Source organism: Aliivibrio finisterrensis, from assembly GCF_008933155.1.
Classification (GTDB): domain Bacteria; phylum Pseudomonadota; class Gammaproteobacteria; order Enterobacterales; family Vibrionaceae; genus Aliivibrio; species Aliivibrio finisterrensis.
This window is the reverse complement of the sequence record NZ_WBVP01000009.1, coordinates 34,330-59,971: the sequence shown is the minus strand read 5'-3', so window position 1 is coordinate 59,971 and position 25,642 is coordinate 34,330. Positions and strand designations below refer to the sequence as shown.

At 37.1% G+C, this 25,642-nt stretch carries 24 protein-coding genes; 14 read left to right on the top strand and 10 right to left on the bottom strand.

What is annotated here, in order from left to right:
* Positions 1–71: 71 nt before the first annotated feature.
* Entirely contained in the window at positions 72–1,898 is a 1,827-nt protein-coding gene (locus F8B77_RS09850) for an ABC transporter ATP-binding protein (RefSeq protein WP_151655204.1), read from the bottom strand.
* A gap of 210 nt (positions 1,899–2,108) precedes the next feature.
* Between F8B77_RS09850 and F8B77_RS09845 the strand changes: the two genes are divergently transcribed.
* Positions 2,109–3,080, top strand: a complete 972-nt coding sequence (locus F8B77_RS09845) for a CobW family GTP-binding protein (RefSeq protein WP_151655203.1) — start codon at positions 2,109–2,111, stop codon at positions 3,078–3,080.
* Between the two features lie 74 nt (positions 3,081–3,154).
* On the opposite strand, the gene ylqF is transcribed toward F8B77_RS09845, so the two are convergent.
* The 3 genes from ylqF to F8B77_RS09830 all read right to left on the bottom strand — a co-directional run bounded on the left by ylqF (position 3,155) and on the right by F8B77_RS09830 (position 6,109).
* A complete protein-coding gene (ylqF, locus tag F8B77_RS09840) occupies positions 3,155–4,090 on the bottom strand; it encodes a ribosome biogenesis GTPase YlqF (RefSeq protein WP_151655202.1) in 936 nt (311 codons plus the stop codon).
* 65 nt (positions 4,091–4,155) lie between these two features.
* Positions 4,156–4,959 carry an EAL domain-containing protein gene (locus F8B77_RS09835; protein ID WP_151655201.1) on the bottom strand — a complete coding sequence of 268 codons (804 nt, stop codon included), beginning with the start codon at positions 4,957–4,959 and terminating at the stop codon, positions 4,156–4,158.
* 322 nt (positions 4,960–5,281) lie between these two features.
* Positions 5,282–6,109, bottom strand: coding sequence for a DUF2797 domain-containing protein (locus F8B77_RS09830; protein WP_151655200.1), 828 nt, complete (start codon positions 6,107–6,109; stop codon positions 5,282–5,284).
* Between the two features lie 201 nt (positions 6,110–6,310).
* Here F8B77_RS09830 and F8B77_RS09825 point away from each other — a divergent pair, with 201 nt between their 5' ends.
* Positions 6,311–7,693 carry a DEAD/DEAH box helicase gene (locus F8B77_RS09825; RefSeq protein WP_130045872.1) on the top strand — a complete coding sequence of 461 codons (1,383 nt, stop codon included), beginning with the start codon at positions 6,311–6,313 and terminating at the stop codon, positions 7,691–7,693.
* Positions 7,694–7,789: 96 nt separating this feature from the next.
* Here the strand turns inward: F8B77_RS09825 and ppnP are convergent, their stop codons facing one another.
* The 3 genes from ppnP to F8B77_RS09810 all read right to left on the bottom strand — a co-directional run bounded on the left by ppnP (position 7,790) and on the right by F8B77_RS09810 (position 9,818).
* Entirely contained in the window at positions 7,790–8,071 is a 282-nt protein-coding gene (gene ppnP, locus F8B77_RS09820; RefSeq protein ID WP_130048106.1) for a pyrimidine/purine nucleoside phosphorylase, read from the bottom strand.
* A gap of 67 nt (positions 8,072–8,138) precedes the next feature.
* A complete protein-coding gene (locus tag F8B77_RS09815) occupies positions 8,139–8,960 on the bottom strand; it encodes a phosphate ABC transporter substrate-binding protein (protein ID WP_151655199.1) in 822 nt (273 codons plus the stop codon).
* Positions 8,961–9,020: 60 nt separating this feature from the next.
* On the bottom strand, positions 9,021–9,818 hold the full coding sequence (locus tag F8B77_RS09810) for a helix-turn-helix domain-containing protein (protein ID WP_167512800.1): 798 nt from the start codon (positions 9,816–9,818) through the stop codon (positions 9,021–9,023).
* A gap of 127 nt (positions 9,819–9,945) precedes the next feature.
* Here F8B77_RS09810 and F8B77_RS09805 point away from each other — a divergent pair, with 127 nt between their 5' ends.
* Positions 9,946–11,658 carry an SgrR family transcriptional regulator gene (locus tag F8B77_RS09805; RefSeq protein ID WP_151655197.1) on the top strand — a complete coding sequence of 571 codons (1,713 nt, stop codon included), beginning with the start codon at positions 9,946–9,948 and terminating at the stop codon, positions 11,656–11,658.
* A gap of 55 nt (positions 11,659–11,713) precedes the next feature.
* On the opposite strand, the gene F8B77_RS09800 is transcribed toward F8B77_RS09805, so the two are convergent.
* A complete protein-coding gene (locus F8B77_RS09800) occupies positions 11,714–12,685 on the bottom strand; it encodes a coproporphyrinogen III oxidase (protein WP_151655196.1) in 972 nt (323 codons plus the stop codon).
* Positions 12,686–12,806: 121 nt separating this feature from the next.
* Here F8B77_RS09800 and F8B77_RS09795 point away from each other — a divergent pair, with 121 nt between their 5' ends.
* From F8B77_RS09795 to mog, 7 genes are all read left to right on the top strand, one after another.
* Positions 12,807–13,058, top strand: a complete 252-nt coding sequence (locus F8B77_RS09795) for a hypothetical protein (RefSeq protein WP_151655195.1) — start codon at positions 12,807–12,809, stop codon at positions 13,056–13,058.
* Positions 13,059–13,140: 82 nt separating this feature from the next.
* Entirely contained in the window at positions 13,141–14,586 is a 1,446-nt protein-coding gene (vxrA, locus tag F8B77_RS09790; protein ID WP_151655194.1) for a sensor histidine kinase VxrA, read from the top strand.
* A complete protein-coding gene (locus tag F8B77_RS09785) occupies positions 14,561–15,217 on the top strand; it encodes a response regulator transcription factor (protein WP_151655193.1) in 657 nt (218 codons plus the stop codon). The genes vxrA and F8B77_RS09785 overlap by 26 nt, the downstream gene beginning before the upstream one ends.
* Before the next feature lie 5 nt (positions 15,218–15,222).
* Complete coding sequence (locus F8B77_RS09780; RefSeq protein WP_244298246.1) at positions 15,223–16,134, top strand: DUF2861 family protein; 912 nt, start codon at positions 15,223–15,225, stop codon at positions 16,132–16,134.
* Complete coding sequence (locus F8B77_RS09775; RefSeq protein WP_207215680.1) at positions 16,131–16,286, top strand: YoaH family protein; 156 nt, start codon at positions 16,131–16,133, stop codon at positions 16,284–16,286. Before F8B77_RS09780 ends, F8B77_RS09775 begins: the two co-directional genes overlap by 4 nt.
* Before the next feature lie 164 nt (positions 16,287–16,450).
* Positions 16,451–17,638 carry a conjugal transfer protein TraF gene (locus F8B77_RS09770; protein WP_151655192.1) on the top strand — a complete coding sequence of 396 codons (1,188 nt, stop codon included), beginning with the start codon at positions 16,451–16,453 and terminating at the stop codon, positions 17,636–17,638.
* A 78-nt stretch (positions 17,639–17,716) separates the two neighbouring features.
* A complete protein-coding gene (mog, locus tag F8B77_RS09765) occupies positions 17,717–18,253 on the top strand; it encodes a molybdopterin adenylyltransferase (protein ID WP_151655191.1) in 537 nt (178 codons plus the stop codon).
* A gap of 871 nt (positions 18,254–19,124) precedes the next feature.
* On the opposite strand, the gene F8B77_RS09755 is transcribed toward mog, so the two are convergent.
* Positions 19,125–21,806, bottom strand: coding sequence for a bifunctional acetate--CoA ligase family protein/GNAT family N-acetyltransferase (locus F8B77_RS09755; RefSeq protein WP_151655189.1), 2,682 nt, complete (start codon positions 21,804–21,806; stop codon positions 19,125–19,127).
* A gap of 223 nt (positions 21,807–22,029) precedes the next feature.
* Between F8B77_RS09755 and F8B77_RS09750 the strand changes: the two genes are divergently transcribed.
* Positions 22,030–22,590 carry an SPOR domain-containing protein gene (locus F8B77_RS09750; protein WP_130049100.1) on the top strand — a complete coding sequence of 187 codons (561 nt, stop codon included), beginning with the start codon at positions 22,030–22,032 and terminating at the stop codon, positions 22,588–22,590.
* A 55-nt stretch (positions 22,591–22,645) separates the two neighbouring features.
* Positions 22,646–23,638 carry a D-alanine--D-alanine ligase gene (locus F8B77_RS09745; protein WP_130049099.1) on the top strand — a complete coding sequence of 331 codons (993 nt, stop codon included), beginning with the start codon at positions 22,646–22,648 and terminating at the stop codon, positions 23,636–23,638.
* A gap of 11 nt (positions 23,639–23,649) precedes the next feature.
* Here the strand turns inward: F8B77_RS09745 and F8B77_RS09740 are convergent, their stop codons facing one another.
* Positions 23,650–24,585 carry a tyrosine-type recombinase/integrase gene (locus F8B77_RS09740; protein ID WP_151655188.1) on the bottom strand — a complete coding sequence of 312 codons (936 nt, stop codon included), beginning with the start codon at positions 24,583–24,585 and terminating at the stop codon, positions 23,650–23,652.
* 160 nt (positions 24,586–24,745) lie between these two features.
* Between F8B77_RS09740 and F8B77_RS09735 the strand changes: the two genes are divergently transcribed.
* Together F8B77_RS09735 and yciH are read left to right on the top strand one after the other, a co-directional pair.
* Positions 24,746–25,096, top strand: a complete 351-nt coding sequence (locus tag F8B77_RS09735) for a DUF3319 domain-containing protein (RefSeq protein ID WP_130049097.1) — start codon at positions 24,746–24,748, stop codon at positions 25,094–25,096.
* 36 nt (positions 25,097–25,132) lie between these two features.
* On the top strand, positions 25,133–25,444 hold the full coding sequence (gene yciH, locus F8B77_RS09730) for a stress response translation initiation inhibitor YciH (protein ID WP_130046102.1): 312 nt from the start codon (positions 25,133–25,135) through the stop codon (positions 25,442–25,444).
* Positions 25,445–25,642 lie beyond the last annotated feature (198 nt).

The following is a 25,642-nucleotide window of genomic DNA, read 5'->3' as shown; positions in this document are numbered from 1 at the left end:
TATATGAATATAAAGTGAAAACACAATAAGAAAAATATCAAATTATGTTTTCACTTATAAATTATATTTTCTTAATCGCTGATAAATCCACCCGTTTGGTGAGCCCAAAGTTGTGCGTAAATCCCACCTAATTGAACAAGCTCTTGGTGTGTACCTTGTTCAACCACTTTACCTTGATCCATCACTAATAATCTATCCATTGCGGCAATGGTTGATAAACGGTGTGCAATAGCTATCACTGTTTTACCTTCCATTAACTCATCTAAGCTGTCTTGTATTGCTGCTTCTACTTCAGAATCAAGTGCTGAGGTTGCCTCATCTAAGATTAATAGCGGTGCATCTTTGAGGAGTACTCGCGATATAGCAATACGTTGACGCTGGCCGCCAGAAAGTTTAACTCCTCGCTCACCAACTTGCGCATCGTAGCCTTTACTGCCATAGGAGTCGGTTAAGGTTTCGATAAATTCATGAGCTTGAGCCTGTTTAGTCGCAGCAAATAATTCGTCATCACTGGCATCAGGTCTGCCATATTTGATGTTATCTCTAATAGAACGGTGCAATAAAGAGGTGTCTTGGCTTACCATACCTATTTGGCTGCGTAATGAGTCTTGTGTTACGTCTCTTAGATCGTGACCATCAATAGTAATAGCCCCTGACTCTATATCGTGAAAACGAAGTAATAGATTAACTAATGTGGATTTACCCGCACCAGAGCGACCAACTAAGCCAATTTTTTCGCCTGGTTTGATCTCGAGGGTTAAATAGTTAATGACGCCTTTATTTTCGCCATAATGAAAATTAACGTTATCAAATTTAATACTACCCTGAGTAACCTTTAGTTCTGTCGCATTCGGTTTATCGTTAATGGTGATAGGTTTTGCGAGGGTATTCATCCCATCAGTTACAGTACCTAGATTTTCAAACAACGAACTGATTTCCCACATGATCCAATGTGACATGCCATTAATTCGTAATGCTAAACTAATGGCAATAGCGATAGCACCAACAGACAATACATTGTCAATCCATAACATGATAGAAACGGCTGCAATTGAAAAAACAAGTAGGTAGTTGATGATCTCTACTGAAATGTTAATCCCAGTGGCTAAACGCATTTGTTTATGCACGGTACTAAGGAACTCTTTCATTCCTTCTTCTGCGTATTCAGTTTCACGTTTACTGTGGCTAAATAATTTTACTGTGTTGATGTTAGTATAGCTATCAACAATACGGCCTGTCATTGTCGAACGGGCATCGGCTTGTTTTTCTGAAATCGCTTTTAATTTTGGAACAAAGTAAAACTGAATTGCAACATAGGCTGCTAGCCAGATCAGCATTGGCGCCATTAAACGCCAATCTGCTTGACCAACCATGACGATCATTGAGGTGAAATAAACAGAGATATATACCAATACATCCAGTAATTTCATGACCGTTTCACGAACTCCTAGAGAGGTTTGCATTACTTTTGTCGCAATACGTCCCGCAAAATCATCAGAATAAAATGAGACACTCTGCTTTAGAAGGTATCGATGGGCTTGCCAACGAATAGCCATTGGGTAGTTTCCCAATAATGTTTGATGAGTAATAAGAGAGTGGATAAGGATCAAAATAGGGACCCCAACCACTACAAGTAGACCTAACCACATTAAAGTATGGCCCTCTTGAGCTAAAAATGTATCTCGATTGTGCGTTGATAGCCAATCAACTAATTGACCCATGAAGCCAAAAAGTGAGACCTCAATAACCGCAATAATGGCACTTAGAGAAGACATTGCAATAAGAGGGAGCTCATAGCCTTTGGTATAATGACGACAAAATGCATACAGTCCTTTTGGTGGTTGGTCGGGGTCTTGTTTTGGAAACGCGGTGGTAAGCCGTTCAAAAAAGTTAAACATACATGAAGCCTTTAATTATTGTTTTTGTTTAAAAGTAATATCAATGCGTGTTGCAAGAAAATTCGTATTTCTACATATCATTAACATAACTCAAAACGTAATTTTATGTAATTGATTTTATGCATTAATCAATAAATGCCCTCAAATAATTAGCAGACTGAGGCGCCCTAGAGGTATCATTAATGGATCTTACTAATTATGAGCAATGTTATGAAAAAAATACCAACTAATATTATTACTGGCTTTCTTGGGGTTGGAAAAACCACCACGATATTACAATTGCTAAAAAATAAACCTGAAAATGAATCTTGGGCTGTTTTAGTCAATGAATTTGGTGAAGTTGGTATTGATGGTGCATTCTTAACGGAAAGTGGCGCAATGGTGAAAGAAGTCCCTGGGGGGTGTATGTGTTGCACCGCAGGGTTACCGATGTCGGTTGGGATAAATGCGCTTTTAAGACAAAAACCAGACCGTTTGATTATTGAACCAACAGGCTTAGGTCATCCTAAAAAAATACTGGCTATTTTGCAGTCAGAAAACTACAAGAATTACATTGATTTAAAAGCAACTATTGGCCTTGTTGATCCTAAAAACCTATCTGATGAGAAGTATACGAGTAATCAAAACTTTAATGACCAATTAAATATTTCTGATGTCGTTGTTGCGACTAAAATGGATATGGCATCAGACTATGATAAATGTTTATTTTATTCTTGGGTTAAATCGTTACCACATCAACCAAAATCAACCGCTATTGACCATGGAGAATTACCTTTACAATGGTTAGAGGAAGATCGAACCACTGACTTAATCATTGAAGAGCACCATCACCATCATGCAGAGCAAGAAATAGTTGAGATGGTATTAGAACCGGGTCAAAAATTTTGTCGTAAAGAAAATAAAGGGCAGGGTTATGTTAGCTGTGGTTGGTTCTTTGGGGCTGAATCAGTATTTGATTTTGATGAGTTATTTTCAATGCTCTCTGCTCTTACTGCTGAACGTGTTAAAGCGGTGATGAACACTAATAAAGGCTTTTATGCATTCAATGTTGCTAATGGCGTAGTTTCTGTCAACTTACTTAGCATTGATGGCATGGAATCAAAATTAGAAGTGATTGATACTCAGTTGTTACCTTGGGATCAGTTAGAAGGTGTGTTATTAGGTTTACTTATTGAAGAGTAATAGGTTCAGTGATAAGAATAAACAAAGAGAGGTTAACTTATTGGTTAGCCTCTCTTTGTTGTGTTTAAATATAATTAACGTTTGTTTTTCAAGTAACGTTTACGGCGTTCTTCTTTTTTCTTAATTTGTTGTTCAACTTTAAGTGCTGCTGCAATTTCAACAGCTTCAAGTTCAGCAGGGATCATGTCTGGAAGCTCTAGAGTCAATTGACCTAATGTGCCAGAACGAAGTTCATGAAGCAGAATTTCAGACGCTTTATAGATATTGATTCGTCCGCCAGCTTGCAAGCAACCACGACTACGACCAATCGCTTCCATTAACTCTACATCGTTATCTGGTAAGTCATCTAAGTTATAACGCTCTTTTAAACGCTCTGGGTACTGTTTTGCTAAATACTCAACAGTATAGAAAGCCACTTCATCGTAATCCATTGCTGTATCTTTAACTGCACCAGTGGCAGCAAGACGGAAACCACTGTGTGGATTTTCAACTTTAGGCCATAAAATACCAGGAGTATCAGAAAGAACGACCCCGTTTTGTAAGTTAATACGTTGCTGACGACGAGTTACGGCAGGTTGGTTACCGGTTACTGCAATCATACGTCCGGCTAAGGTATTAATGATGGTTGATTTACCTACGTTCGGAATACCCATAATCATGGTGCGAACGTTTTTTCCCATCGCTTCACGGTGAGGAACCAGCTTACGGCATCTTTCCATGATTTTATGGATTTCATCAGGGTTACTGGTTGTCACTGCCATTGCTGTAACGCCTTGCTCTTTCTCGAGGTGTTCAATCCAAAGTTGAGTCACTTCAGGATCTGCTAAATCACGCTTGTTCAAAACTTTAATACAAGGCTTATCTTGGCGTAGAGAGGCAATCATTGGATTCTCACTACTAAAAGGGATACGAGCATCAAGTACTTCAATGATCACATCAATTTTAGGGATCACCTCGGCGATCTCTTTTTGAGCTTTATGCATGTGACCAGGGAACCATTGGATGGACATAGCGTGAATCCTTTAAAAAATCAAAAACGCTATTTTAGCGACAAAGTGAAAAGAGTAAAGGGAAGTTACGCTGCTTGATGCTTTTGTTGATGTAATGCTAAAGGTTTACCTATTAAAAAACCTTGAAAATAATCAATACCTAGAGCTTTCATTTTTTCATATTGCGATGGTGTTTCTATACCCTCAATAACCACTTTAGCATTTTCTTTTTTTGCTAAAGCGATCGCAGATAATAATGGTTGGGTTAACCCTTTATCGTATTGCAGAAGTAATTTACGGTCTATTTTAATGATATGAGGGTTTAAACTGGATACTCTTTTTTTACTTGATGCTTCACAACCAAAGTCATCAATAGCCACATTAAACCCATGTTCTTTAATACCCTGAATAGCGGTAGCTAGTCCCTCTTCATCATGATAGTAGAATTCAAGCAACTCTAGTGTCACTTGTTGTGGGGTTAAACCTAGCTGTTTTATTCGAACCTCAAGTAAAGATATATTAATATTTTTAAGCTTATGCTGATGAAAATGGATGGCCGACTCTGGTAATACATTAAGAAAGAGTTGGCAATCGTCAGATGCAAAGGTTGAAAAGTTTCGGATATGGATAATCCGGCTAAGTCTTTCAATATTCAATATGTCTTCTAATGAATGAGTTTTACTTTTGAAAAAAAGATCGGGGCGTATTGACGTCATCTTGTGATCAAAAATACGAAGTAGTGCCTCATACCCAATCACTTTATTTTGAATATCTACAATGGGTTGAAATACACTTTGTAATATGAAATTGTCATATTTTGAGTAGTATGAGCCACTTTTACTATCAATAAATAAGTATGGTTCAAATTCATTTGGTGTGGCTAAAATCATGCTCGACTCCCTTCAATAGTATTTGATATTGATAACTGAATCAATAAATCCAATCAAATAAATTAGAATCAATTATCGAGTTAAATCACATAATTAGATAAAATAAAACAAATGGTACGCTAAACCCTAAGGTTGCTTGCTAGCATTGTGTTACGTGTTTTTTTTTGGGGGATTAATACAAAGTCACGATATGTAAGAACAAATACTGCCAACTCTTGAAGAGTGGCACAGTTTAAGTGCAGATGGCAGAAATATAGAGTCGCCGCGTTGAGTTACGATTGAAGGAAGGGCATTCATTTATACAATGGACGCCCGTATTAAGTTACGCGGTCACGGTCACTTCATAAGACCCGAATTTACGAATATTAATTACACCCGTATCAAACAGTAAATATTGACCTTTAATGCCATTTAATACGCCAGTAACTTCAGGGTTTTTATCAAAATTATGGCTGACAATTTTGGTTGGAAATTTATTAACAGGGAATGCGATATCAAGAATATTTTCATCTAATAGTTCAACAGAATCTTCACCGTGTTCAGCTTGAATTTTCGCAATCGCTTCTTCTACTTGAGGAAGGAGTTCTAATGCCGCTTCTTTTAGCGCTAATGGCTCATTATTGCCTTTTAAAAGCGTACGCCAATTGGTCTTATCTGCGATTAATTTTGCTAATTCAATTTCAACTAATCCTGAAATTAAACGGTTCTTAACTTTAGCAATAGGTAACCCTTGTGTTGCACCTTGGTCAATCCAACGCGTTGGGATTTGAGTGTGGCGAGTAATACCTACCTTTAAACTTGAAGTGTTTGATAGATAAACATAATGATCAACAAAACAGTTAGCTTCTCCCCACTGAGGTTCGCGACAAGTCCCCTCTGCAAAATGACAAGTTTCTGGTTTCATAATGCACATATCACAGCTTGCCAGTTTTTTCATACAGACAAAACAGTGACCTTGAGAGTAACTTTTCTTGGTTTTTTTACCGCAAGAGCAACAGAAAATATTGCCTGTATGCGCTAATGTCAGTGTTTGACCAATGAGTGCGTTGAGTTCGACTTCTTCGTCTCCTACCGGTAGACGATATTGTACTGCGCCATCAAGTAGGGATGCGCGCATTTTTGCTATTGTTCCAGTGATTTGAATGCTCATAGACTTCTCTACTACTTATTATAAAAGATGTTTATTATAAAAGATGTTTATTATCGAATGTTTTTATTATTAAAGATATTGTCTATCTTATCGTTTATTGAGGCATTGTAGCAAAGTGGTGGGTGAGTGTAAGTGACCAAATGAAGAATTATGTGCAAGGTTAAAGGAGTCTTATGCTATACTCCGCCTCATTAGACCAGAATGACTGGTTATCCATCAATAATACTCGAAATTGGAGTGCAGCTTTTGCAATTTAAAGATTTAGGTTTAGATAATCGCCTATTAAAAAATCTCGCTCACCAGAACATCAAAAAACCAACTGAAATTCAGCGTAAAGCAGTTCCTATTGCGATGGCAGGAAAAGACATTCTTGCATCATCAAAAACTGGGTCAGGTAAAACACTCGCGTTTGTATTACCAATGCTTCATAAATCACTAAAATCAAAGTCGTTTTCTAAAAATGATCCACGAGCTGTGATTTTAGCGCCAACACGTGAACTCGCAAAACAAGTATATACGCACCTACGTGCAATGTTGGGCGGGTTAACGTACGATGCTGCATTGATCACTGGTGGTGAAAACTTTAATGATCAAGTCAATGCACTTCGTAAATTCCCTAAATTTATCGTAGCAACTCCTGGTCGTTTAGCGGATCACATAGAGCATCAATCTTTATTCTTAAATGGATTAGAAATGCTTATTCTTGATGAAGCTGACCGTATGCTTGACTTAGGTTTTGCAGATCATCTTCAAAAAATTCATCAAGCAGCAAACCATCGTCGTCGTCAAACTTTAATGTTCTCTGCAACGTTAGATCATGATGCGGTAACCCAGTTTGCAGGCAACATGTTGGATAACCCTAAGTTTGTTTCTGTTGGTTTATCTACCGATGAGCATACAGATATTACGCAAAGCTTTTACTTGTGTGATCACTTAGATCATAAGCAAGCGTTGTTAGATAAAATCATTGAAACGGAAAAATACTTCCAAATCATGATCTTTACAGCAACACGTGTTGATACCGATCGTTTAACTAACTTACTGAACGAACGTAACCTTAAAGCCGTTGCATTAAGTGGTGACATGAATCAAACCGCTCGTAATAACATCATGAGCCAGTTTGAGCGTCGCGCACATAAAATACTAGTGACAACAGATGTTGCTTCGCGTGGTTTAGATTTAACTAGCGTAACTCACGTTATCAATTTCGATATGCCAAAACATATGGAAGAATACGTCCACCGTGTTGGTCGTACAGGGCGTGCTGGTAAGAAAGGTACAGCGATTTCTCTTGTTGGGCCAAAAGACTGGGAAAGCTTTAAGCGTATAGAGAATTTCTTACAAAAAGAATTAACGTTCTCTGTATTTGAAGATCTAAAAGGCAAATTCAAAGGGCTTGTACCTAAGAAAAAACGTACGTTTGTGAAGAAAGCAGATGCTAAGAAAAATACAGCAAAACGCGGAACTCATAAGCCAAAAACAGCTAAGAAACGTGATAATTCATTCCACACTAACGTAGCAGTGGGTGATCAAGTGTTTATGCCAAAGAAAAAGCCAAAAAAATTAGTAGTAGATGACGAATAAACCGTTGTTTATACATTAAGAATATAAAAAGCCAAGTGAACCTTCATTCACTTGGCTTTTTTATCAAATAACTGAGTAAATTTTATACTCTAGTGATTATAAATACTCACATAAGTATGCGGTTTCAACTTCAACTTTAACGTCAAATGAAGAGTTGCCTTCAACTGAGAAATCTTCTCCAGAACTAAACACTACCCAATCAGCATCCGTAGAGCGCTTTATAGTAAGAGCCCCTGTGATTACAGACATTTTCTCTGCTGCATTTGTTCCAAAAGTATAGTTACCCGGTAACATAACACCAACAGAAATTGAATTGTTCTTTTGAACAAAGCCAATTGATTTAACTTTGTCTTCAAAATAGCTATTTACAGTTAACATGGTTCTTCCTTGTTGTGATTCTGACTGTATTAATTTTCACAATAAATTATTCGCTATTTTATTTCAACTATTCTTTTACATAACCTAATGATTTTATTTTAGAAATTGATTGCTTTGAGTTTATGTAATCAATGAATTTTTGTGAATTAGAAGAAAGGTCTTCATTTTTATATACAAACAAGAAAGGACGAGAGAGAGGGTATTTTTTATCAGAGATGGATTCTGTGCTTGGTGAAAGACCATTAATTTTAACAACTTGCAATTGTGCTAGATCACCAATCGATCCCGCAGAAACATAACCAATCGCGTGTGGGTTACGTGCCACAATACTCTTAACCATACTTGTACCGTTTACAACAATCGCTTTTTTGCTGATATCAGAAACCGTAAATGAGTTAATTTCTTTGGTTAGTTTAAGGTGTTTCTCAAATGAAAAGCGAGAGCCTGACGCTATTTCTCTTGTTATAACAGCAATCTCTTTGTCTTCACCACCAACTTGTTTCCAGTTAGTAATATCTCCATGATAGATCTTCCATATATTATCAGCAGAAAGGTTATTAATTGGATTATCTGGGTGGGTGATAATAGCAATTGCATCATAGGCGATAAGATTTGAAGAAAGAGACAGTTTTTCTTTAGGCGTAAGTTGACGAGAGCTAATCGCTAAACTGACAATATTATTTTCCAACATAGTTATGCCAGCACTAGAGCCAATGCTTTGTAAATCAATGGACGGTTTGGTTGCTTGATTATACTCTTCAATAAAAGGTTCTAATAAAGTAGAAACAGAGGTCGAACCTGCAATAACCATATTGTTATCGGCGGCAAAAAGGGTTGAGCTAAAAAGTAATCCCGTGATAAAAGTGGTGTAACTGAGTGCTTTAAACATGACCTAAATCCATAATAAAAAAAAGCATCATAAAGTCAAAATGTTACACCAATGTGACACTTAAGGTTGTATAGATTCTCTAAACTCTTTCGGAGTCCTCCCATGAACAGACTTAAAGCAGGTGCTAAAATGAGCAGCTGTTTTAAATCCTGTTTCATAGGCAATTTCAGTGATGGTTTTACGTGTTATTCGCAATTGAGTTGCGGCATAGTTAATGCGTTTCACTTTAACTAAATGTGCAAAAGAAAGTTTATCCGATTGCAATTTTCGTTTGAGTGTTGATGCGGACATTCCTAATTTCGGTGCGACAGCATCAATGGTTAAATCGGCAGAAATATTATCTTCTACATATTGAATCAATTGCTGTGAGGTGGTTAGGATAGAAATACGATGTATAAAAGCAATTAAGTCCGGATATTCATGCACCATTTCACTTAATAAAGCCAGCACCATAAACTCAAGTGAATCATCGGTAGCGCCTTCTGCTAATTGGCTTTTTATCAGATCTAAAATTTTATTTACTGATGTGTTTTCAGGCGTAAAAATGAAAGACTCTTTGTCTGACGCCGTATGTGCGGTGTTATTGGTATAAGTAATGAATTTTTGAAAAAGACTGACATCAATGACTAATGATTCGGCTTTAAAATTACCATTTTCATTAATCATTTTTACTTTTGATATGTCACCAGAGCTGTAAAGTAAAAAATCACCAGCATTAAGGGTAATAGGTTTGCCTGATTTATCACAGTAATGAAATTGGCCCGATTTAACAATAAATACGCCATTTCGTTCCACTGGATAGCGATCAGATTTTCTTCGGGTTTGGGTGTTAAATTGGTGTAATTCAATTGATGACATGATGAATTTCCTCTAAATACTCGAGATTTAGTGTAAACTTACTTATTGAAAAATCAAGAGTATAAGTTCACAGTCTCAGAATTTGAACTTATAACTAGACTAGTATCAACTAACACAACGGTGCTTTATGGGTAGTCCACGTTTACGTACACAATTTGAGAAACTATATACGCATTATAATAATAATGATTCAGGCGTTCAAATTGATGATATTGCCGATTTGTTATGTTGTACTCGTCGAAATACACGTATGGTTCTTAAAAAAATGTCTGATGAAAAATGGATCATTTGGAACCCTGCAGTAGGAAGAGGAAAAAGCTCTATTTTAGAGTTCATTTCTACGCCTGATACGGTGTATTTATCGTTAGCTAGACAGAACATTGAAGAAGGAAAGCTAGATGTAGCCCTTGAATTGCTTGATGGTAACCAAGATGCGTTATTAGATCTGATTAATAATGCGCTAGGCGTTTCTCATGAAAAAGGGAAGCAAGTCGTTAAGCTGCCTTATTATCGTCAACTACACATACTTAAGCCATCTCTTGCCATTCGTCGTTCAGAGCAGCACCTTGTTCAGCAAATCTTTAATGGACTAACGCAATGGAATAAAGCAGGAGATATTGAGGGAGATATCGCTCACCATTGGGAAATGCTTTCTCCTACTCATTGGCGATTTTATATTAGGCCAAGTATTAGCTTTCATGACGGAAAGTTATTAGCGTTCGAGGATATTAAAGAGACGTTTTTAGCGCTTAAGTCGAACTTTGTGTTTGCTCATATTCACAGTGTAAGCAGCCCAAGCCTTAATATTATTGATTTTGCTTTATCTAAAAGCGATCATCATTTTGCATCAAAACTTGCACAGTTTAACGCGAAAATTATTCCAACTGCGGCTCATACACAACAGGATTACAGCCGATATCCTATTGGCACTGGACCTTATAAGATAAGTGAGAATACGGATAAAAAATTAATTCTAACCGCTAATGAGCATTATTTTGGTTATAGACCATTGATTGATTCGGTTGAGGTTTGGACTTTACCTGAAGTCGCACCAATACAGCTAAAACTTGGGTTAGAAGTAAGTGAAGGGCCAGAGTCTTATTCTTCTTATGGTGAAAAAGTCGATGTAGATAAAGGGTGTAGTTATCTATTGTTCAATCGTAAAACAGGGGTTGCAAAAGATAAAAATTGGCAAGCGTATCTGTCACAAGTCATTACTCCATTAATGCTGCTTAATGAGCTTCAAAATTCACAAATGAATGGGATTGGTTTATTTAATGCTTATGGTTTATTACCTGGATTACAACACTGTCTTAATCGGTCAAAGGTCCCATTTACTTTGCCGACGAAAGGGAGCGTAGTTCACCTTGGTTACGAAAAAGAGCACCCGTTATATCCATTGTTAGGTAAAGCAATAGAGCAACGTTTAGCGCTTGATGGTATTGTTTTAAAAATGCATCCGTTTGATACATTAGATTTATTGTGTGAAGAAAAAACGCGATCTATTGATATGTGGCTTAGAGGAATGAGTCTTGGAACTCAATGCCCAGAAGCTTTGCTATCATGGTTATTTGCGTTTAATGAAATAGAAAGAGTGACGCCGGAAGAGGATTTTATTCAAATAACAATGCTCATTGATAATTGGCAATCTTCATCAGAAAACCACTTTCCTGTGAACGAAATTTGTCGTTATCTAGTCAATAGCGATCAAATTTTACCTCTTTTCCATGGTTGGATGGGAATAAGTGAAAATGCAAATAACAGTATTCAAAATGCATCATGCAATGGATTAGGTTGGTTTGATTTTGAAACCGTATGGATAAAACCAGAAATAAGTTAATTGTTTATTATCGCCATTGAAACTGACCAATGGCGTTAAAAAAAGCTAACGTAGTTTACATTTTCCGATGATTAAATTCACGAATCGCTTGCGCTAGCTTCGCTTTAACCTCAATGGTTATCGGGCAAATTTTGTAGTCAGGCAATGCAGTCAAAAGAGTGCTAACTAATTCATTAATTGGCTCTGGAGAGCATTTTTGCCAATCTTGAAGTAAGTTACGATTAATATGAGAAGGCAGAGACCCCAATGTTCCAACATCATTTTGATTATGTACCAATAACCCAGCGGTTGTTCCCTTATCTAAAGTAAGCACTTGATAAAAATATAAAGTATGGTAATCCAATTGTTGCTGACGTTGTTCTACTGAGGGGGTTGCCGAATCCATCAAGTGGGATTTTAGAATATGAACATAGGTGTCCATAACATTGCGTGCAAAGTGACGAGTGAATGTATCACCACTTTCTTCGGCAGGATTAAATCCTTCTAAATAAAAGTGACTGACACCGCGACGTGTTTTTAATGCTGGAATATCAAAATAGTGATTTCCTGCTTTAGTTCCTTGTAAATAATACGTTTTAGCGGCAACTTTTAGGGTTTGATCGAAATATTCTTTATCGTCTTTATTAAAATGGGAAGGGTTTAGATCTGCCATAATTCGCCAGTAGCTGGAACCGTCTTTTAATATTGTCCAGCTAAAGTGCATATGAACTGAAGGCAGTAATGGGTTGGCAGGGTGGATAATTGTAGAAAGCGCTGTCGCACTGTCGTAATGCTTTGCCGTATCGTCTTCATAATGAATTTGAGAGACATTAATTGACGCTCGGTTGAAAATTCCTCCTTCAATCGCTTCAAAGCGTTTTCCTCCGCCATGTAAACCTTGATCGCGTAACCACTCCACAGAAATAAACTCAGAAGGTTGAGTTGAGAGCTCACTTGCTTTTATCAATTCATCTTTAAAGTAAGATTGCAGCTCATTAAGAAGGAGTAGAGCTTCTTTAGCTTGGGGGTGTTGAGCATAAGTTCGCATGGACGCTCCTTTATATACAGCAAATTAACAAATAAGAACAATCAATTACTTATTTGGTTGGATTGTAACTCCAGTGTAAAGTAAAATCTTTGCTGATCGCAACCATGGATAATTGAAAGGTATGGCAAAGCCAAATAAAAAAGGTCCAACAAAAACAGTTCAGATCTATTGTGATAAGTGCAGAACAATCCTTTTTAAATATAGAAAAGGCGGTAAAGGCGCATTAATTAAGTGCTTTATTGAGCGTATTGTTGAAAACTATACTGATGAGACTTGTATTTGTCCTAATTGTAAAGGTGTCTTCGCTCGAGAAACTTTAATCAAGGGGACTCCTGCATATAAGATGATTGGCGGAAAAGTAATGGTGAAGTAAGATAAACGGTTCGTATTCCGATTGATTTATAATATACTGATTCAATTGATCTTTCTTTTTACATTAACTACAGGATTCACCGTTGATAAATAAACGCTTTCTCCTTTCTTTATTACTGTTAATTAGCTCTTCTTTACATGCCGAGAGTCTAGCTACGAAAATTGACAGCTTTAAAAAAGCGTTTAAAAAACAGCAGGCTGTTGAGATTTATGACATTCGCCTGATACAAAAAGAATATCCTACAGTATTATTGTCCCCTGATACACTCTTGCCGCAAACGGCATCTTACCCATTTAAGCAGTTACAACAGCTTTATAAAAATGCCCATACTTGTACTGGACCTTGGCCGGTAAGCCCACTTGTTGGGGAGCCTTTGGTGCTGATCCGAGCTATATGTAAAGGGTTCACATTACCTAATAGCTGGTTTGCGCGTTCAGGAATGATTCATCCTGGAGGTGGCTCATATGCTTATCGTTATGTTGAGCAGTATCCTAAGAAATTAGGTGAGCTAGAACAATATATGCATATTAAAGAACGTCCATTAGCGCAAGAAGGAACCTTATTGCATCATCTTCAAAAAATGGATGATAAAGCAATAAGAGCGATTATCAGTGGCTCTGATACGATCATTGCCGATAAGTTACTTTGGATAAGAAAAGGAAGCCGTTATTACCTTTATCCGATGGAGCTAAAATTAAAGTACTTAGACAAGTTTGACTTAGATATGTCAGTGTTTAAACAGGGAGATAACTGTTACGTAAAAAATGGGAATGTCTGTTGGAAAGATGAGAGTAATTCTCAAACACTTTCATATATTGTGCTATTTCTTGTTTTTGCTAACTTATCACTTGCAATAGGTTGGGGGATATCTCAATGGAACGGTAAGCGTCGAGAGATGAAAAGCCGTATGTTGGTTTTACAGATCCTTACGCATGAGTTACGTACACCAATTGCCAGTTTGGGATTGACAGTTGAAGGATTTAGAAGGCAATTTGAATCACTGCCCGAGTCACTTTATGATGAATTTAGACGATTATGCGAAGATTCTCGACGACTAAGACAACTGGCAGAAGCAAGTAAAGATTATTTGCAGTCTGATGACAAAGGTCTTTCAACAGAGTGGATCCCTTCTGTTGAAGAGTGGTTAAGTTATCGCTGTATGGAGTATAGTAAGCCTGTAGAATTTAAGATAAATAAGGACTCAGCGATAAAAGTAAATATTTACTGGCTAGGTAATTGTATTGATAACTTAGTTAGTAATGCTCATAAATATGGGATTGAACCTGTGCTTTTGAACGTTACTGTAGGAAAAAAACATTTAAAAATTGAAGTCATTGATGGTGGACAATTAACAAAAGCAAATTGGAAAGAATTAAAAACCCCTTTTGTTAGTAAAGCAGGGCTAGGCTTAGGTCTAACCATTGTTGAGTCAATGATTAAAAGAATGGGTGGAACCATGACACTTCAAGGTCCCCCAACGACATTTATATTGGAGATACCGTGTGAAACAGACAATCCTACTTGTTGAAGATGATAAAAACTTAGCAGATGGCCTTGTAGTTAGCCTAGAAGAAGCAGGGTATCGGTGCTTGCATTCTGAAAATGCAACGAATGTATCAAGTTTATGGACGGAAGCTGATATTGTGATCCTTGATCGTCAGCTACCAGAGGGGGACTCACTGACTTGGCTACCTCAATGGAAACAAATAAAAGATGTTCCAGTTATTTTGCTAACGGCATTAGTGTCTGTTCGCGATAAAGTAACAGGGCTTGATTCAGGCGCTAATGATTATTTAACTAAGCCTTTTGCTGAAGCAGAGTTATTGGCCCGTTTGCGTGCGCATTTACGGTCTCCAGAATCTGACGAGGCAAAAACGCAGTTAAACGTAGGTAATTTATCGATTGATACTTCAACAAGAGACGTGGTTAACTCTGGTGAAAATGTGACTTTAACTCGAACTGAGTTTGACCTTTTACTTTTCCTTGCATCTAATTTAGGAAAAGTATTTACTCGTGATGAATTGCTGGATCAAGTATGGGGCTACAACCATTTCCCAACCACGCGTACTGTTGATACGCATATTTTACAACTTCGCCAAAAAATCGTAGGGATAGATATCGAAACCTTACGCGGTGTTGGCTATAAAATGAAAGCGTAATTCTGATGATGATTAAGCGAAAAATTGCCACATCCATTGGTTTTTTTTGTTTAGTATTTATGGGTACTAATGCCGTTGCAAAAGATTGGTTTAATGAGCAATCTGCGCTATATAGTGCCCATAAACAATTTTTAGAAGGTGATTCTTTAAAGGGATTTGAAACCGCAATTGAAGTTTTACAGAGTTCGACAGATAACAATGTAAAGCATAATATTGATAAATTGATTGGTACGGCTAGTACGAAAAATTGTGGCCGTGATTTATCAACTATTGTTATCCCTAATTGGTTAAATTCGTTGAGTGTTCAACGAATGATTATTCAAAGTCCAGGTCGATTATATCATCAATTATTAGTTCAGTTTGATAGTAAAAAGACAATATCATCATTGTCCTTTATTAAATGGCCGGATGAGGAGCAATTAACTAACCCGTCGATAAGCATAACTCCGACGCAAGACGAGAAGATAAAACAATATACCTACGCCAGTGAATCGCTCAATAATCGAGTTAAAAATGGGTTATATAAACTCATTATAACTGTGGACGATAAAGAGAGTACTAAATGGGAGTCCTGGATTATATTGAATACACCGAAAACAGAAATGATGGTATCGTGGTTAGGAAAAGATAAGTGGAAAACTACGCAAACTGGATTATTAAAGTCTAATTGCCCATTACCAGAAATGGCGATTGGGATTTATGACCATCAAGATAGTGAATACATAAAATTGTGGGAGAAGTTCTATGATGAACAATTCCCACAAAGTCTTCCTAAAACCAATGTGCTACCAGGAAGTTATATTTTAAGTGTGTCGTTTAATCATAAACGTTTCCAAGGCCCAATATCGATTCAAGAAATACAAGCCATAACCAAAGTCATCAATTTTGATGTCACAGAAACTGTAGAGAGTAACTGATGTTAGATTTACCAACGTTAACTCATGAAGAGCAACAACAAGCGGTAGAAAAGATCCAAGAATTAATGCGTCAAGGTGTTAGCAGTGGTGAAGCCATTAAAATCATTTCTGATCAGATCCGAGCTGAAATAGCAGAGAAAGCAAAGAAATAATAAAAAGCTGAGATCATATGATCTCGGCTTTTCACTACGTTAACTATTCAAATTTTACTTATCTCCCTTATTCATCATTAAAATAAATGAAAGCGTAAATTTACCTAAAGTTAGCTTTTCTTAAGCCGATACCGTACTTAAGTATTTCTATTAGGTTATAAAAAATGAAACAGTGGATGAAAATTGGCTTACTTTCTTGCGCTACGGTCGCTTCTTCACAAGCATCAGCAACAAATTTTAGCGTTGATGGTCGTATCGATGCAATGGGTGGGGCAGGTACTGCTGCTGCTGATTATCTAACTGGTGTTTTTTATAACCCTGCATTAGTCGCTATTTACAGCCGTAAAGACGATGCTGGTCTCTTGCTTCCAAGCGCAGGTCTTCAAATTATGGACCAAGGCGGAATGGTTGATGACGTTGATCAAGTCCAGAAAGGTTTCTCAAAAATACCAACTGATCCAGTGGGTGGTGCATCTGATATTGAAAATGGCTTAAGAAACTTAAATGGTGACGCATTAAGTTTTAGCATGGGTGCAGGTATGGCTGTTGCAATCCCTAATCGTTATTTATCTATGGCTTTTTATGGTAAAACATCAGTAGAAGGTATTACGTTGCCAGATGTATATACTGGAACAACTAACCCTATCGAAATGGCAGACAGAACAGCGGTAGGCACCGTTGCTTTAGGCTTAGCAGAAGCGGGGGTAGCCTTTGCTGGTTACACAAATTTCCTAGGACAAAATATCACTATTGGTGTAACACCAAAAATTCAAAGTTACCTAACGTATACCTATGTAGAAGCGGTAAACAATTTTGATTTTAAAGATTTTAATAAAAATAAAACCACCGACAATGCATTTAATGTTGATGTTGGTGCTGTTTGGTTTTATGGTCCTTGGCGTTTTGCTGCAGCAGGTAAAAACCTAATTAAAAATGAAATTGAAACCGCTAAGGTTAATGTAAAATTTAAGGATAGTGTTAATGGTGGTTTTTATGATCCAAATGGAAAAGATTACCAATATAACTATGAGCTAACACCAACATACACAGCTGGTGTGGCATTCATGACCAACTACTTTATCTTAACCGCTGATATGGATTTGAATGAGCAGGAGCGTTTTGTTGGTTTGGATGATAATGTTCAAATGTTCAGAGCGGGTGCTGAAGTCGATTTATTATATCAGATTCAATTACGTGGTGGTTACAAGAAAGACCTAGCTGGAACTTACGACGATGCCTTTACCGCGGGTATTGGTTTTTCACCATTAAATATGTTCCATTTTGATTTAGCTGCCATCTACTCTATTGATTCAACTTATGGTGTATCACTAAATATGGCTTACGAATACTAATCCAATTTGTCTTTTTAGTAGAAAAATAGGTAACCACTTGTAATAATAGGGTTACCTTACTTCAATAAGAAATTAACTATGACTAAAAAAGCGAAAATTGGCATTGTTACGGTAAGCGACCGTGCAAGTGTTGGTATTTATGAAGACATTTCAGGTCCTGCAATCATTGCTACATTGAATGATTACCTTACCTCTGAATGGGAACCGGAGTACGTAGTTATCCCTGATGAGCAAGATGTGATTGAAAAAACACTGATTGAACTTACGGACGAGAAAGGTTGCTGCTTAGTTGTTACAACGGGTGGTACTGGCCCTGCTAAGCGTGATGTTACACCTGAAGCAACTGAAGCTGTGTGTGATCGCATGATGCCTGGTTTTGGTGAGTTAATGCGTGCAGAGTCATTAAAATTTGTTCCTACTGCTATCTTGTCACGTCAAACAGCAGGTCTGCGTAAAGATTCTTTAATTGTAAATTTACCAGGTAAACCAAAATCCATTCGTGAATGTTTAGATGCGGTATTCCCAGCAATTCCATATTGCATTGACTTAATGGAAGGGCCATTTCTTGAATGTAACGAAGACGTTATTAAGGCTTTTAGACCAAAAGCAAAATAATACGTAAACAATGAGCCAACTGTAAACTTACCAGTTGGCTTTTTAACAGCTTTTCTCTTTTCGTAATTTCTTCAATGCTTTTTTCTCTTTTAGTTTTTCCTTGTACTCCTTTCCTTCACTAAAGCTCAATACTTTATTTACGTGCGTTAATGTCCGTGTAAGGGTTTCGCATCGTTTTGATTGATGTTCTTTATAATACTTTTTCACAGATCTAGCATCACTTGGAAAAGAAAGCAACGTTAGTAGGAGGATGTAATAAGAACTTTTCATAATGTACTTTGTGTTGAGAATAAAAACAAAGATAGCCTGATTCTGTTGCTTTAGTAGGGGAACTTTATCAGGTTTCGTATCATGTCTCTTCGTACTGCATTTGTGTGTGTTTATACTTATATGAAATGATAGATAGATCTCCTTCTTAAATTCTTATGTGGTGGTGTGCACGTTATTGCTTCAGCAAATTTGTTTGTAGTCAATTGAAAGCATAGCTTAATGACATAGTGAGATGCTTGAAAAAGACAAAAATGGTGTGGAGTTACCAATTTATATTATATGAAACGAAATTTTCCGGTAAAGGGCAGTATATATTTTATGATGTGTGACAGAGTATGTATAAATGTTAGGAAAAACTATTTACCTAATATAAATTGATGATATATTACCCAAGTAAATCACTTTTTAAACAATAGACAGGATAGGTTAATGGAAATTTTATTATTAGTTGCATTTGTTATTGCTGGTGCAATTATGGTAAAGAAAGAAAAAGCTGAACAAGTAAAATAATATAGATATCCCTTTTTTAAACAATTTTATATCTATGTGAACCAAGATAATCATTGCGATTATCTTGGTTTTTTTATTTTTAAATTAAGATTCAATTTAGCTCTAAACTCATTTCGACTACGCCATCTGACATCTGAATGTCTACAGTAAACCCAAAATGTTGCGCTAATCCAATCATCCCTCGGTTTGATGGCATCGTCATTCCATTCATTACTTTAATACCTTGTGATTTGCAATATCGAATAATCTTGTCCATTAGAATTTTCCCCAAACCTAAGCCTTTAAGGTCTGAGCGTACCAATACAGCGAACTCGGTATTAATGTTATTTGGATCAGATAATGCACGAACCACAGCCAGAATAACCTCTTGATTATCAATCTGTTTCGTCGCGACAAAAGCCATTTCTCTGTCATAGTCGATTTGAGTAAAGTTCGCCAGAGCTTCATGATTAAATTCACCAACATCAGAAAAGAATCGTTTATATAAATCTTCATGTGATACCTGAGAAATAAACTCTGCGTGTTTTGGCTCATCTTCAGGAAGAATTGGACGAAGTAATACTGAGCTATGATCTTTAAGTTGTGAAAATTCTTCTAATTCATTTGGATAAGGCCTAATGGCTAATCGTTTATGAATGTCGCCAGTAAAATGCTGTACCTTCATGGATGAATCAATAATAGTGAGATCAATACCCGAAACAAGAAGAGGGTGTATATCAAGTTCAACTATTTCAGGGCAATCAAGTACCATCTGAGATAGACGAACGAGAAAAGCGCTTAAATCAAAGATGCTCATTTTTGTCGGAGAATTGCGATGCTGAATAATATTTTCTTTAATCGCGTATTTTATGAGGTTTTCAGCTAGCGCCATATTAAGTGGTGGTAATGCAACGGCGGCATTGTTATTGAGATCCCACTCAGATCCTCCTTCACCAAGTAAGATCACAGGACCAAAGACTGGATCTTGGCATACTTTAATTCGTAATTCTTGAGATCCCGCTCTTTGTGCCATTTTTTGAACGCTTAACCCTGAAATTCGAGCTGAAGGGTAGCTTATTGATACTCGATCAATAATAGATTGTGCTGCATTAATGACTTCTTCTTTGGTGTTTAAATTAAGCATTACACCTTGAACATCGGATTTATGAGGGATATCAGGAGAACGGAGTTTTATGGCAACAGGGTAACCAATACTCTCGGCAATATAACCTGTTTCAACCGGTTCCTCTGTGATCCAAGTATCTACGGTCTTAAATCCATAGCATGAATATAGAGTTTGGGTTTCATGTGTATCAAGGTCGGTCAGTTTATGTGAAACACAATTATCTAACCATTCGCGAGCCATTCTCGCATCATGCTTATTAATATGGCCAGACGATACTGGGGTTTCTATTAAGAGCTTCTGATTGCGATGATACTCAACTAAGTGAAGAAATGCTGAAACCGAACTCTCTGGTGTACGGTAAGTTGGAATCCCCGCTTGTGTAAAGCGTAAACGAGCTTCTTTCGAAGAACTCTCTCCTGACCAATTAGTTAAAATAGTAAAATTTGCTTTGCGTTTGTGATTATCGATTAATTGGACTAATTTAGCTGCTGTTTGAGTGGAATTGGATACAGCAGAAGGGCTATGCATAATTAAAATAGCATCGCAATCTACACTGTCTAATAACGCGTTAACCGTCTCGCAGTATCTTTGTTCATTAGCATCACCGCCAATGTCTATAGGATTGGAATGCGACCAATTATGAGGAAGGTATTGGTTTAATTGTTCGACTAATGTATCACTTAATTGTGCAAGACTTCCTCCTTGTTGCATTAAGCTATCAACCGCCATTATTGCAGGGCCACCGCCATTTGTTACTATTGCTAAACGTTGCCCGCGAAATGGAATAGGGTGTGCAAGTGTTTCTACTGCTGCAAATAATTCATGAGTGTTTGATACACGTAACATACCTGCCCGTCTAATAGCCGAGTCATACACTGCATCTAAACTTATCTCTCCATTGGTATGTAGTTGCGCCGCTTTACTTCCTGCAACGGAGCGACCACTTTTTACGACTAAGATGCGCCGATTACGAGCAGCAGCACGAGCGGCAGACATAAACCGTCGTGCGTCTTTGATTGAATCAATATAAAGTAGTATGGCGTCGGTTTTTGAATCAGTGCATAAGGCATCTAGTAGCTCACTGAAATCAATATCAATGCCATCTCCTAAAGAAACAAAAGCAGAGAATCCAATCTCTTTTTCTTTCGCCCAATCAAGTATGGTAGTGCACACTGCTGCTGATTGAGAGATAAAGGCAATGTTTCCTTTGTTGGCATTAATTGGAGAGAATGACGCATTAAGATTTACCCAAGGAAGGATTATCCCAAGGCTGTTTGGTCCTAAAATTCGCATATTAAATTGAGAAGCAATTCGTGCCGCTTCATAAGGTAAAGGCTCCCCAATACCGCTGCAATGTAAATGCATATCAGAAGAGAGAATAATGACTAACTTAACGCCCTTTTCTCCGAGTTCCGTTAATATTTTTACGTTCTCACGTGCCGGAGTGCATAAAATAGCAAAATCAGGCGTAATGGGAAGGGAAGGAATATCTGAATAAGCAAGGATCCCACAGACGGAATGATAGTTAGGGTGTACTGGCATTATCGGCCCATCAAACTCACCATCTAATAGGTTTCTCATTACAATATGACCAGCGCGATCCGAGTGTATTGACGCGCCAATAACCGCAATTGAACGCGGTCGAAAAAGCGTTTTTAAATCTGACATTACAGCTCCCTTAATCCTTATATAAGAATAAGATAGCTGAGAAAGTATTTTTTTGGCTTAATAGAATAATATAAACAAAACCTAGCGCACAAAAACACAACAATTGTACCGTAATCTAAGGAAATATTTGAGTAATTGAACAGATAGAGAGCTAAAGACTTGATTGTCTTGTATATCAGGTGCAAAATTAGGAAATCAGCATGACTTATAATTGTGAATTAAAATGAAAAGAATCATTCCTATTACGTTAACCGCACTACTTGCAGGATGTACAAGTAGTTCGTATACCACAAACATCACGACAGAAACCTCTGAAGAAGTGTACCAAGTATCTCAACCTATTGAAGAAGAGGTAACTACTTTTGAAGAGACTGAGATTGCTGCAGAACCACAAACTGAAAAGCCAGTGGTTAAACTAACACCAGAAGAGACATCAGCAGTTGCAGAGTCTGATGCTGCTGTGAAGATTTTACCGCCAACAAGTAAGCAAGACGAAATGCATAATCGCTATGGTTATACGCTTCAGATCCTTGCCTTGAGCCGTAAAACAGATCTAACGACTTATGCTGGAAAATTAGCAGGCGAACAACCTGTTTGGATGAACCGTAAAACCGTAAATAATATGCCATGGTATACGATTTTGTATGGTGATTTTGCAACACCTGCAGATGCGCGTGCAGCAATAAAAACACTGCCGGCTGAGATCCAAGCATACGGTCCATTTGTTCGTAGCATTAATAGCATTAAAAATTCAGATAACCCTGAGTTACACAAATTAAATTAAATACTAAATCGGCAGGCTTGCTTTAGCTTGCCGATTATTTTCAATAGTGAATATTATGACTCATATCCTTTTACTTTGTGGCGGTAGCGGTACCGAACATGAAGTTTCTTTGGTTTCTTCAAAATATATTTCTCAACAACTATCGGAATTAAATTCATTTCAAATCACGCACCTTGAAATTAAAGATGGTGCTTGGTTTCATATCGACTCTGGTTTGAAATATGAATTACGCTCTGACAAATCATTACTTTGTGGTGATGAGAACCTAGGTCTAGTTGATTATGTTATCCCTTGTATTCACGGTTACCCTGGTGAAACGGGCGATATTCAATCAATGCTTGATATGTTCGGTATTCCTTATTTAGGTTGTGGTGCAGAAGCAAGCACAAACAGCTTTAATAAAATCACATCAAAGCTTTGGTATGACGCATTAGGTATACCAAATACGCCATATTTATTCTTAACGGAAAACAATAAAGAGACACATAGCTCTGCATTGGCGGCATTTAAAGAATGGGGCGGATTGTTTGTTAAGGCCGCTTGCCAAGGTTCATCTGTTGGTTGTTACAAGGTCACGTCTGAAAGTGAATTATCACAAGCTATCGATGATGCTTTCGGGTTTTCTGAGCAAGTGTTAGTTGAAAAAGCAGTTAAGCCAAGAGAGTTGGAAGTTGCTGCGTATGAAATTGACGGTAAGCTATTCACAACGCCCCCTGGTGAAGTAACCGCTCCTGATGGCGCATTTTATTCTTACGATGAAAAATACGGCAGTGGCAGTCATTCAACGACAACATTAACTGCTGAAAATTTATCGGCTGAGCAAATTGAGTTAATTAATCAATACAGCCAAAAAGTATTTACACAGATGAAGCTAAAAGATTTATCTCGTATTGATTTCTTTCTAACAGAAGAGAACGAAATATTCTTAAACGAAGTGAATACCTTCCCAGGAATGACCCCAATTTCAATGTTCCCTAAATTGCTGGAACATAATGGCGACTGTTTTAAAACGTTTCTAAAAAAAGCAATTCTTAATTCAATTAAGTAATTTGTATTACTTTAAGTGATAAACAAAGGCCTGATATTATTCAGGCTTTTTTTGAATTTATCTTTTTGTCTTTCTGAACGTTCAATATTTCCAATGTATTGATTTGGCATGGCAGGACTAACCCAACGACCTAACTCTTGAATTTCATGAACGGTATAGCCAGACTTAGAAAGTTCTTTCGTTGCACCCACTCGAGCAGATAACCCAGAAAAATTAACCTCCAGATTAAGTAATTCGCTTGCACGACGGAAAATACGATAAATAGACGAGTCATTTAAGTGACTTGACGAAAGATTCTGATGTCGGTCAAGCCCTCTGAATAAATAGCCCTCGGTAAGATGTGATGCACTTAGCCACTTATTAAGTAATAAAGTCGTTTCTTGTGATAGTGGATAATAATTCTGTTGCAGTTGAATGACACAATTTCCAAACTCATCAAAACAAACGTCATCAAGAGTAAGGTCTCTTAACTCTCCACGCTTTAAGAGTAATTCAAACATTAAGTGCCAGATAACTAAATCTCTAATGTCTTTTAATTCAACAGAGGAAGACAGTTGGCGTTCAAGCTCTGCAAGCATACTAAGAGTAATGCCTTCTGTTTGTTTGCTGTCGTCTCTTTTATCTAATCTTATCTTTCCAACGGCTGCTTTTACTTGAGCTGTTTGAGTAGGGTCTTTCAATTCGAATGCGTTATGGACATGTGAGATAGATATAAGGGAACGCTTAATGGACGCTAACTTTTTTTCTTTCGCTTGTTTTTCAATAAAGATGCGAATTGCAGTCGTTGAGGCTGGTAAGGCCATTACATGATGTAGCTGACAAAATACAACAAAATTATTCCAATCATTTCTGAATGAAATTAAGCTATTACGTGAATATTTCTTTTTTAAGCAAGAAGCAAATGTATCTATATCGATATCTGAACTTAAGAAAATAGACTTATCCATTCTAGTGCACCATAACTAATTCTTCTGTGTGACAAAACTATATCACAAAAATTAATCGCACATAAGATCACGATTCACTATCAAAAGTCTGGTGTAAAGCTAAAAAATATTCGATCCTAACTATGTGAAAATGAGTCATTAAATAGTAAGAGTAATTGGTATGCAAAAGTCATTATATAAAGGCTTCTTCATTGAAAATAAGACAGGTATTCCTGATGACTGGAAAGTACTGATTAAAAATAAGGTGTTACACGGTCACTTAAGTGCTGTAAAGAAAAGCATTGATTGGTGGAGTGACACAGGAGCAATCATACCGCCTAAAGAATTTGGTGATATGGGCGAAACGGCAATAAATGAGAAAAGAGACAAATCACGTACCGAAGAGCATAAAGGTTTTCAAATCAAGAACGATACCGGTGAAGAAAAGGCTTGGTATTGCTTATATCATGGGAAATTAGCCAAAGGTTCATTGGCTGCAATAAAATCCTTTTTGGATAAACATGAAAAATAATTTACAATTCATCATCACTTTAAAACGAGATTAGTTATGTCTTTAGTATATTCAACCGATATTGGCCGCATTAAACAAGAAGAAGTAAAACAAGAGCGCCCAAAAGGTGATGGCATTGTTCGAATTCAACGTGAAACCAAAGGCCGTAAAGGTAAAGGCGTTTGTGTTGTTACTGGTTTAGATATGGAAGACACGCAACTTAAATTATTAGCTGCTCAGCTAAAAAAAGTATGCGGTTGCGGTGGCGCAGTTAAAGATGGCGACATTGAAATTCAAGGCGATAACCGTGAGAAAATCAAAGAGTTCCTAACAAAGCAAGGTCATACAGTAAAACTAGCTGGTGGCTAATTATTAATGGAGCTTTGAAAGCTAATAATCAAACGATGAATACGAAGTATTATTGAATGATTATTAGCTATTTTATGGTAAATAAGATTATCGTTAAATAGCCATAAGAGGCGAGAATATAAACAGGGATAGTTAACTAATGAGGTTTGAATCTTCTTATATGTTATTTAACATAATATACATAATGCGCATTGGCCT